Below are 11,252 nucleotides of genomic sequence, written 5' to 3'. Positions count from 1 at the left end.
TCACTTCCTTTTTAAATAATATCAAATTCGAATAATGAAGGAAGCTGCCCCTCTTCTTCTTGCTTAATATCAGATTGTTTATCCAACCAATATCGCTTTCGTTTAAATTGTATGGGCAATAACGGCTGTCTTTTTTGTTGATGCTGCTCTACAAGCTGTTGGCCTAGTTCACTAACAATTACATGCGCATTTGTTCCGCCAAATCCAAAGGAACTGATGCCTGTACGCCGTATACCGTTGAGTGCATCCCAATCTTTGTACTCATTATTGGGATAAAAGGGTGATTCAGAAAACTCAAACCGTGGATTAGGCGTTTCACAATTTAAGGTTGGTGGAAGCTTTTTATGATGCAGTGAAAGTATAACTTTAATAAAACTTGCAATACCAGCTGCACTTAAAAGATGTCCAATATTTGTTTTTACACTACCCACCCCACAGAATTGTCTTTCATCAGTAAATTCACGAAATACTTTAGTCAAACCCTTTAGTTCAATTGGATCGCCGATCATCGTACCAGTACCGTGTGTTTCAATATAACTAATAGTGTTGGGATTGATTTTTCCTTTACGCAATGCTTCTAATATAACTGCACGTTGCCCTTCTTCGCTTGGTGTTGTGACTCCCATTGTACGGCCATCATTGTTAACAGCTGTTGAATCAATGACACCATAAATCTGATCACCATCTTCTAAAGCCTTTTCAAAAGGCTTTAGTAATACAGCACCACTTCCCTCGCCTGGAACAAAACCATTAGCTTTGGCATCAAAAGTATGACATTTTCCATCGGGGGATAGAGCCCGACCTTCACTGAGAACAAGATAAGGATTTTCATCGAGTAAAATGTCCACTCCGCCTGCTAAAGCCATTTCTGATTCACCAGAAAGCAAACTTTGGCAAGCTAAATGTATGCTGACCAATGATGAAGAACAGGCTGTATCAATGACCATATTCGGGCCTTTGAAATTGAAATATTGAGAAGCATAAGCCCCGATAAAGTTCTGACCCATCCCAATAATACTATTCTTTTTTAAGTGGGTAATACGGGATGAATAGTCACTTACCCTTGATCCTACAAAGACACCAATTCGTCGATTGGACAGTTCACTTTGTTCATATCCGGCATCTCTTATTGTCTCGGTGCTTACTTCTAAAAACTGACGAACTAGAGGATCAATTTGAGCTGCATTTTCTTGACTAATACCAAAAAATTCTGGATCAAAAAGCTCTATCCCATCAATAAATCCACCCCATTTACTTATACTTTTTCCTGTTTCATGATGTGGGGAATAGAACTGTTCAACATCCCAACGTGTTGATGGTACCTCTACTATACCGCTTTTGCCATATGCTAGATTTTCCCAAAAAGCTTCTTTATTACTGGCTCCAGGGAAGTGACAACCTATACCGATAACTGCTATTTTCGGAAGAACAGATTTCTTTTCGTTGGACAGGTTGAAAAGGGAATCTGAACGTTGAGTATAGGGGGGTAACGTTTTTCGAGCTTGATTGCTAAAATCTAGCTCAATATCTTGATGAGAGCTCGAAGCCATTAAGTGTTTACTCGCTTGGTCCTCATCTCCTGGTCTCTGTTTTCTCTTTTCTTCATCCATCTCAATTGAGTATTTACTTGTTAAAAATGTACTCAGTCTGTTCAACGTTGGGTACTCTAAGAACACTGAGGGATCTAAAGTTGTACCTAGTCGCTTCTCAACTGTATTAATGATATCTACCAGTAGTATAGAATCTAACCCAAATTCACCAAAGTCTGTATTTTCTTCTAACTTTTCTTTAGGAATACGCAATTCTTTAGAAAAAAGTTCTGTCAGCCATTTTTGAAAAGTAGAAATATCTGTCGATTTTATAGAATGATTCTCTTCTTTGTTTTTTTGTACTGAATAGACTGGATTGTCATTATTCTTAATCCCTTGAAAAAACAGTAAATTTTGCATCTTGAATTGGTTTTGATTAACCAAGCAAGGCATACATGTTTCCTGGTTTAATTCCATTGCATGGTCTAACATGGTTAGTCCATCTACTGTTGAATGAGCGAGCAATCCCATATTTTGATACACTGGACCCGTGACTTCTCCCATACCGACTTCTTTCCAACTTGGCCAATTAATCGATAAATAATAATTGTGACCTTGACTATGCTGATAAGCCGCAAAATAGTCCATAAATGAATTCGCAGCGGCATAATCACTGACTCCTACACCTAATACAGGAATAAGTGCTGAGACAGAAGAAGAGAGAATAAAGAAATCAAGTGGATCATCAACAAAAATTCGATGCAATGTTTGTAATCCTCTTACTTTAGGTTCGAAAACTTGATCAATGTCTTCAACTTTCTTATTAATAAAGGCTAGATCATTGTTAATCGCGATTCCTGCACAGTGAACAACCCCACCTATTTCCTCTCCATGTTGCCTAATTTCATTGAAATATGTTTTTAATTTGCTCTCCTCTGTTAACGAGCCGGAATATAAGTAGACATTCGCTCCTTGGCTTTCCAAATTCAAAATTGTATTTAATTTATTGCTCAAACTTTGATCAACATGTTGATTCTGTAATATGTTTTTCCATTCATTCCGTGGCGGGATTTGTTGTATCCCCATTAATACTAATTTGCGTGCACCTTTTGAGACGAAGTGTTTTGCCATCTCCATCCCTATACCACGTGTACCACCTGTAATCACATACACTTTATTTTTGTCTATTTTAGTCTTTTTCAATTTTTGATGATCAGTTCCGGCCATAGCCATGTAAGGGATATATCTATTTCCGTCACGATAACAGATTTCACTTTCTGAATCCACAATAGTTATTTCATTAGTAAGCATTTCTAACCAGGATTCAATGTCTGTTACGGAAAAATCAGCGTCTATAGTTCGTGCTTGTAATTTGCTATATTCAGCCCCTAACATCTTAACAACTCCCGCTAACTCCGCTCCAGCCAGTGTCGAATGTTGGGTACGGAAGGTTTGTAACCCCCCTGTGACATGTAAAATGATAAGTGGATGTCGCTGATTGCTTTTTATAATATTTTGTAATAGTACCAATTTTTCCGTGCTTCTCTTATCTGAATTCCCAGTAGAACCATATAAATCAGAAAAATCAATAACAGCTTGAAAGTTTTGCTTCAATATTGCTGGCTCTTCAACACAAATGTCTAATTCTGCATAATCTAAGATCGTGCCGTTGACAGACCACTGCTCCATTAACTGCTCCCCTAGCATCCGTGTCTTTTCGTTAACAACGATTAGTACTGATTCTATATGCTTTTCCGTTCGTTTTTGCTTTTCGCTACTTTCTCTCCATTGTTTAACTAACATATGCTGTCCTGTTTCAATGTACCCTTCTTTGTCTTGAGATTGATGAATGATTCCCTGATTAGCAACTAATTTTACATGCTCTATACTGATTACAAGTTGACCAGTATTATTATACAGAAACAAATCAAACACTTTGAGGCTTTCACCGCTTTCCTCTTCTAGTAAAACAGCGTGTACGTGACATGTTTTAGATAATGGAGCAAGAATGTTAATTTTTCCTAAGGAATCCAACTCGTATGAATAACTAGCGAAAGATATCTCCTTTGTTAACCATGCATATAATGTTTGTAAAGCCCCATCCATAAATGGCGGATACATTGTATAGGCTGAAATATTTTCTTCAACTATCTCTGGTAACTCCAAATAAGCATATGCTTCCTTTTGGTTATATCCATATTCCTTTATGACCTGAAAGGTTGGTCCGTAATGAAAATTGTAATTGTCCAATAAGGAGTAAAATTCCTTATCTATTAAATGATTCATCAACTTATCTTTTATACCTTCAATACTATTATTTATGATAGAAATGCTCTGATTTTCCAGTGTATTCTCGTATATTAATTCCCCTTGAGCACATACGATTTTTTGGTCATCATCCATAGTCGTAATCTCAAAATAAACTTGCTGATCGTCTGTATATAAATTGACCCATATATCTTGTTTTTCTTTGTTTAAAACAAGAGGCCTGGAAAACTCTACATTAAGAATCTGTGTTACCTGTTTATTACTATTTGCGAGTTGACCAGCCTCTTTGGCCATTTCCAGAAAGACAACACTCGGAACCACTCGATTTCCATGGATGAGATTGTCAGTTACTAGTGAATCTTTTCTTTTCATAACTTTTTTAAAGCGTAGTTCATATAAAGTAGATTCGTTTACATCCAACAATTCATGTAATTTTGCTACTTCTCCTTGCACCGTTAAAGGTTTCTCCTCGTCATCCTCTACTTCAGGAACCCAATAGCTCTCACTAGCAAAAGGATAAGTAGGTAGAGAAACACGGTAAGGATTTTTCCCCCAATACAACAGTCCCCAATCAATCACTTCACCTGTTACCCAAAGCTGTGCTAGTTTAACAAAATTTTGATTTTTTATAATCAAACGGATAAATGCATCGCCCTCATCCCCGTCAATGAGGTTTTCCTTTTCTAACTGATCCTTTACATTCCCACGATACATTTGTTCAATATCCTCTTGACCTTGAGAAAAGCGTGATAGTTTTTCTGCAAATTCCTTCTTACTAGAGACAACCATAGCCACTCTTTCTTCCATAGCCTCTCTTCCTACTTGTAGAGTGTAAGCTATATCATGAAGGGAACTAGAAGTTTCTTTTAGAAATTCAGCATATATTTGGCAATACTGACGAAGTCTAGCCTCATTTTTTGCTGATAACACCATTAGATATGGTTCCTGCTCAGCTTCTTGTGTTAATAAACGATGTTGATTTTGGTGTGCCTCTATAATAATGTGCGCATTAGATCCTCCAGCCCCAAAGGAACTAATACCAGATCTTCTTGGGAAAGTTATTGAAACGCCATTTTCTTCTATAGTTGGACGTCTCCATTCTTCCAATTGATGCTGTATATAAAAAGGAGAGGCATCCAGATCTATATTTGGATTTAGTTCTTGTGAATGTATTGAAGGTACCAGTTGCTTGTATTTCATTTGCAATAGAACTTTAGTGATCCCAGCAATCCCAGCTGCCGCCTCTAAATGCCCGATATTAGATTTAGCAGAACCTATTGAGCAAAACCCTTTGTCCATTGTCTGTTCTTCAAAAGCTTTTGTTAATCCTGTTATCTCAATTGGATCTCCTAATGCTGTTCCTGTACCATGGGCCTCAATATAACTTATTGTTCTAGGATCAATGTTAGACTTTTCTAATGCATTCGCTATCAAACGTGCTTGAGCATTAGGGTTAGGCACGGTATAGCCATTAGTTTTCCCACCATGGTTTACAGTCGTTCCTTTGATAACGGCATATATATAATCCCCATCTTCTATAGCTTTGCTAACTGGTTTCAATAGGATTGAGCCAACACCTTCACCCGGTACATATCCGTCACCGTTTGCTCCAAAGCTACGACAACGTCCATCTGTAGAAGCAAAGCTACCATTACTTAGCTGAAGATACTTATTTGGATGTATTGTAAGATTGACACCACCTGCGATTGCAGTTTCACATTCCCCTTTGAGAATACTTTCACAGGCAAGATGAACAGCTGTTAATGAAGAAGAGCACATTGTATCTACTGCCATACTTGGCCCATGAAAATTGAAATGATAGGAAATGCGATTGGCTATAGAGGAAAACGATGAGTCTGGAACAAAGTTCATATTACTCCGTCTCTCGTCTACTCCGTACAATTGATAGTGTCCGTACAAAACACCCACATAAACACCCACATTATGTAACGAATCCTTCGTATAGCCAGCATCCTCTATTGTTTTCCAAACTGTTTCCATAAACAAACGTACCTGTGGATCCATCGATTCCGATTCGCGAGGAGATATATTGAAAAACAATGGATCAAATTTGTCTACATTGTCAATAAAGCCTCCCCACTTCGAATAGGATTTTCCTTTTTTATGTTTATCTGGATCGTAGTACTTCCTAAAATCCCACCGCTCCTTAGGTATCTCTGAAATACAGTCCTTTCCACTTTTTAAATTCCTCCATAATTCCTCTATGTCATTTGCCATTGGGTAACGTCCACTTACGCCAATTATAGCTATTTCATCATCAATTTGACTCATATTCTGATGGGTGGAACGATGCTGATATAATAAGTTGCTGTTGTTTGGTATCTCATCTGTTGTGCTACTTATCTGATTTTGTGACACTAGTTGATACTGAGACTGACTTTTTTCAGATTGCTCAGACTCCTTTGTTCTAACTCCGAACATTTCAACCAATTGTTCGTGATGATCGCTTTGAAAATAAGTAGCTAATTCCTCGATGGTTTGATATTCAAAAAACAATGTTTTTGATAAATCACCAAATTGATCTTCTAATTCCCTTGTTAAGCGTAGTACCATAACAGAATCAATCCCGTATTCTTCCAATGGAGCTTGAGCGTTTATTTTACTTACTGGAAACTTTGTTTCCTCTGATAGTAGATTTTTAATGTAGAGAATCAAATCCTCTTTAAACTCATCTTTAGATACGATGTTTTCTATAGACATCTGTTCTCTTTCTCGTGTATTTGTATGCAAAGAATTCACTTCCAAAGACTTTTTCATCTTTTGATTATCACCCTCAACAACTAATACTTGTGTTGCAGATGATTGTAAAGCATATTCAAATGCTTTTAGTCCAGAATCTTCCTTAAGAGGGGCGATTCCCATTCTGTTGTATATATCCTCTATTAATTCTTGATCGATACTCATACCACCCTCTTTCCAAAACGGCCAATTGATAGATAGTGATTTACCCGGCCTCTTCATCTGGGAACGCATATAAACAAAATGATCCATTAAATGGTTTGCGTAAGCGTAATCGCTTTGTCCTATGTTACCAATCAAAGCAGTAATAGATGAAAACAGAACAAAAAAGTCCAATTCATGATTCTTTGTCGCTTCATCAAGATTCCATGTTCCTTGTAATTTTGGAGATAGTACTTCCTTGACTTGTTGAACGTCTTTTTTCAATAAAAAGGAATCCTGAATAACACCGGCACTGTGGATAACACCATTAATGTTTCCAAACCGTAGATTTGTTTGATGAACGACCTTCGTCATATCTTCCGACCTAGATATATCAGCCTGAATATACATGACTTCTGCACCAAAAGACTCTATAACTTGAATTTTTTGTTTTAATTCTTGAGTCAGTAAAGAACGGCCTACCAAAACCAACTTTCCTTTTATTTTCTTTGCTATATACTTGGCAAAAGTCATTCCCAATCCCCCGGCACCACCGGTTATAAGATAAACACCATTTTCTTTTAATGCTGAAGTATTGGATTGTTCCTTCTCGATTTGAAATTCTTTTAGAATCCTTATATAACGGTAATTTCCTTTATAACGGATGATTATGGAATCATCTTCGGCCCGAAGCTCGTTGCTTGCCTTGGTGTACAATTGTGTAGCCATCCCATAGGAACTTTCACTTAATTCAATCGTTTTAATTTTAAGTAGAGGATATTCTAGGCGTACTGTTTGAGCAAAACCACTGATTGCTGCACATTGAGGATTTTGCCCCTGTTCATTTGAATAAAAATAAAGTAAAATCACTTCATTGTTCAATTTCTGTTCTATTAATACTTGTGATAGATAAAAGACTGGATAAAATTCCTTAGTCTTATCAAATAACGGTTCATGTATAGACCAATTATAAATAATTTGAGTTGGCTGTTTGTTATTACTACTTAATTCTGCTAATAATTTATGATAATCCTTTTTATCATTCGGATTTATGTGATAATGAGTTCTATTTACAGCCCTATAACTTTCAGATGGAGTAATTAGAATAACCTGATTATCACGTACCACATTTTCTTTTTTCCATTGTTCAAATAAATCAGTGTTTCTATCGAAAATGAGGGTTAGTTCCTCTGTATGTTTCTTTTTTACTGAGAATTGAATTTCTGACTTTTTCCATTCCGTACGATAATATATTGTTTGATCACTATTAGAGATGACGTGATTTTGAGTGTCAACGTGCAACCATTCGTACAGCTCTATCCCCTCTTCTGGGGTAAGTTGACGTTTTTTTATTTTTTCTAATATCTCTCGTCTATTCAAATGTATATGATTTTTCATAGTATCCCCCCACTAAACGTTCAACATCAGCGATATCTATTTCATTCCGTTCTAGACTTTGGAACAATTTCAATACTTCTTCACGTTTATTTACACCTTGACGAGATATTCTAAGTGTAAAATCTTTTACTTTTACTAATATCTGTCCCTGCTGATCAGTAATATTTACATTCATTCTGTATATACCATTTCCTGGCTGTTTTTCATGCAGGGTTGCATAAGCAAAACACTCCTCTTTTAATGGTCGGATGATCGTCATTTCACCGATAGCAAAAGGCAGTACTGTATGATCTATCATTGCTTCATTAATTAATACTAAAGATGATTGTAAAGCCCCATCCACTAAAGAAGGATGCAACAAGAAACTTTCAAGACTTGTTTCGGGATTATTAGAGAGTTCTTCTGGTAAAAATAGGTGTGCAATGACTTCGTTTTTCCCATAAGATACCGATTGAATCGCTTGGAAGCACGGCCCATACTGTAGTCCGATTTCTTTTAAACGATTGTAGTACAGTTGTTTAGAAATTTTTTGCGTGCATCTGTTGCTGATTGCTTTTAAGTCAATAATTTCGGTTGATAATCCGTTTCCTTCTGAAAATTCTACTCTTCCTTCTGAATGAAGGTGATCCGAATTGTTACGCTCCGATGAAGTAATTGTAAAGTCCGCACCACCTTCATTAGTACGTAATCCTATATAAATGTTTTGGTCTTCTTGCCCGACAGTTATCCGCTCTGGCCAAACAACTTTTGTAATCTTATGCACTTTTCTATCTCCTGCAAACTCTCCTGCTGCTCGAGCCATTTCCAACATGGCAGCGGCAGGAAATACATTTTCCCCCATAATTAAATGATCCGAAACATAAAATTTATCTTTTTGCAATTGAGTACTAAATCTCTGTTCATAAAAATTGGACAAATTTTGATCCAATAACGGGTGTAATTTTTGTACTTGATTAGGACTGTGTGACTTTTGGTTTCTTAACCAATAGCTCTCTTGCGCAAAAGGATAGCTTGGTAAGGATACTCGCTTTGGTTGATGTTTAGAATAAAGTAGGTTCCAGTTGATATTAACTCCAGAAGCCCACAACGGAGCCAATTGATCCCATTCATTATCTTGGACAAGCATTTTTAAAAATTCTTGTCCTGCTCTACCTTTAGTAAAAAGACTAAAACGGTCTTTATCCCGCTGAACATTCCCCGTATATACATTGGGCAGGGTATGACCATTATAAAAGTCATATAAAGTTCCCATTAAATCTTCCATATCGGAAACAACAACAGCAAAGCGTTCATCCATTTCTTCCCTGCCAACCTGTAATGTGTAAGCGACATCAGATAAGCTTAAACGATCTGCTATTTTTACTTTTTTATTATGCAAAGAGCTATCTCTGTAATATGATTGAAGCTTATTTTTATACTCATTGTATAAATACTCCGCAAGATCCGTCAGCACATTAAATTCAGAAAAAAGTGACGGTGATATTTCAAATTCAAATTCTTCATTTATACGGTCTGCCAATTGCTTTAAGTGAAGAGGATCAACAAAATAATCACCAAAATCTGATTCAGGAAAAGATTCTTTGCTCATCTTAAGTATTTCCGCAATAATATCTAATAAGTCTTGCTCAATACGATGAATCAAATTTTCCTTATCGATTGCATGTGGGACATTTTCTAAATCTCTAGCAAGAAATTGATAAAGACTTTTCACGTTTTCCTTTAATCGATCCTCGTTTTGAGAAGATAGAGCAATAACGTATGATGAAGGCTTATTATCCTTGTTCAATAGGTTTGAATCCGGCACACTATATTCTTCCAAAATAACATGGGCATTGGCTCCTCCCGCTCCAAAAGAACTGATTCCAGCTATACGTGGACAAATTTTGTTTTCATTGCCTTGTGTTATGACAGGTTGCTTCCACTTGGTGAAATGTTTTTGTACATAAAAAGGCGTATCTTGTAAATTTATATTCGGATTAATTTTTTCTGCATGAAGAGATGGAACTAACTGTTTATATTTCATTTGTAGCAAAATTTTTGTTAGACCCGATATTCCTGCTGCTGCTTCCAAATGACCAATATTGGATTTTACCGAACCCACGGAACAATATTGTTTGAGCCCCCTATAAGAATTGAATGCCTGTGTTAAACCATTGATTTCAATAGGATCACCTAATGATGTCCCTGTCCCATGTGCCTCTATATAACTAATCTCCTGTGGATCTACATTCGATTTCTTTAATGCCTGAGTAATAACATCTGCTTGAGCCTTTGGGTTTGGAACAGTATACCCATTTGTTCTACCGCCATGATTAATCGCAGTTCCCTTAATTACTGCATAAATTTGATCACCATCTGCAACTGCATCATGAAGTGGTTTTAACAAGATAGCACCTACCCCTTCACCTGGCACATAGCCGTCTCCCTCTTCCCCAAAGCTATGACATCTACCTGTTGGGGAAAGCATTCTCTTTTGGCACCTAAAGGCATATTCCATAGGATGAAGCAATAAATTTACTCCTCCAGCCACTGCAACTGAAGCTTCTCCTTTACGTAAACTTTCACATGCTAGATGAATGGCAGTAAGTGACGATGAACATGCAGTATCAACAGGCATGCTTGGTCCATTGAAGTTAAAAATATATGACACACGATTTGCTAGTGACCATGGCAAGGAATGCGGAAGACGATTATCTCCATCTCGCCATGACTCTAGACCAATCAACTGATAAGAATTGGTGGTTACACCAACGAAAACACCTATATCTGCTTGGTCTTTGTGGGCAACATATTTTCGGAGTTGATCCCGAGTATATCCTGCATCCTCTAATGTGGACCATACAGTTTGTAGCCATAAGCGCTCTTGTGGATCCATACTCTCTGCTTCACGAGGTGAAATATTAAAAAGCAAGGGATCAAAAAAATCAATGTTTTCAAGGAATCCCCCCCACTTACAGTAAATTTTCCCCTCATCTGCTTTATCAGGGTTAGGATCATAATAGTCTCGGTAGTCCCAACGACTAATAGGAATCTCAGTAACACAGCCTTTCCCTGTAACAAGATTATCCCAAAATTCATCCAGGTTATTAGCACCTGGATAACGTCCAGCTACACCTACAATTGCAATATCATCAATTTGATATTTCCTTTTAATAG

Annotated in this window: 1 protein-coding gene and 2 pseudogenes; all 3 read right to left on the bottom strand. The window is 37.0% G+C overall.

Going from position 1 to position 11,252, the window contains the following annotated elements:
• Positions 1-11 precede the first annotated feature (11 nt).
• Complete coding sequence (locus SH601_RS14820) at positions 12-8,096, bottom strand: SDR family NAD(P)-dependent oxidoreductase (RefSeq protein ID WP_319959103.1); 8,085 nt, start codon at positions 8,094-8,096, stop codon at positions 12-14.
• Positions 8,071-9,705, bottom strand: a pseudogene (locus SH601_RS17710) (polyketide synthase dehydratase domain-containing protein); the annotation flags it as partial. The pseudogene SH601_RS17710 and the gene SH601_RS14820, both read right to left, overlap by 26 nt.
• Before the next feature lie 90 nt (positions 9,706-9,795).
• A pseudogene (locus SH601_RS17705) lies at positions 9,796-11,247 on the bottom strand (type I polyketide synthase); the annotation flags it as partial.
• Positions 11,248-11,252: the final 5 nt, after the last annotated feature.

The sequence above is a fragment of the Gracilibacillus pellucidus genome (assembly GCF_033949965.1).
GTDB lineage: Bacteria > Bacillota > Bacilli > Bacillales > Amphibacillaceae > Gracilibacillus > Gracilibacillus pellucidus.
This window is presented reverse-complemented; position numbering and strand designations above follow the sequence as displayed.